The following is a 598-nucleotide window of genomic DNA, read 5'->3' on the forward strand; positions in this document are numbered from 1 at the left end:
TCAATTATGACGCTGACTATTCGCATTTATTTGTCTAAAATCTTGACATAGGAGCCCACCTAGTCCAAAACGCAACTGACTAGGTAACATCATCGGAAATAAGCTATTCCCAACACAGAGTACAAATAAGATTGTTGAGCTCAAAATTGGTCCCCAAATTTGTTGTTGCCGTTTCTTGGCAATTTCAGCGAAAACTTCTTTTTCTTTATAGTCATCCACGATATCTGTCCCCTTTATCAATAATTGATCTAAAGAGAGATGATAAAGCTGACACAGACTAATCAGACTTTCAATATCCGGGAAGGTCCTCCCAGTTAGATATCGTTTTAGTTGAAACAAATAACTGATTGGCCAACTGTTCTTGCGTCCACCCTCCAGCCAATCGCTTTTGTCTTAATAGTTTATTCAGTTCCATCTCTCTACCCCTCTACGTTAACTTGACTTGGATTTTTCTACTATCCAATATAGGTTATATCCACTCCATTTGTCACTAGAAACTCTCTTCTAGTCGCTATATAACGCCATTTTGCGCTCAAATAACGATGGCTCCTATGTCAAGATTTTAGACAAATAAATGCGAATAGTCAGCGTCATAATT

The 598-nt window shown here is 38.0% G+C and carries 2 protein-coding genes; both read right to left on the bottom strand.

The genetic code is table 11. From position 1 onward, the window contains the following. Entirely contained in the window at positions 1 to 219 is a 219-nt protein-coding gene (locus DY78_RS15885) for a hypothetical protein (RefSeq protein ID WP_082621252.1), read from the bottom strand. Between the two features lie 70 nt (positions 220 to 289). Next, a complete protein-coding gene (locus DY78_RS16900; RefSeq protein ID WP_081754431.1) occupies positions 290 to 415 on the bottom strand; it encodes a helix-turn-helix transcriptional regulator in 126 nt (41 codons plus the stop codon). Positions 416 to 598 lie beyond the last annotated feature (183 nt).

It is taken from the genome of Lactiplantibacillus fabifermentans DSM 21115 (genome assembly GCF_000498955.2).
Classification (GTDB): Bacteria; Bacillota; Bacilli; order Lactobacillales; family Lactobacillaceae; genus Lactiplantibacillus; species Lactiplantibacillus fabifermentans.

Bases quoted from the DNA above. Each gene is read 5' to 3' on its own strand.
- DY78_RS16900 (WP_081754431.1), bottom strand. From the start codon at position 415: ATGGAACTGAATAAACTATTAAGACAAAAGCGATTGGCTGGAGGGTGG.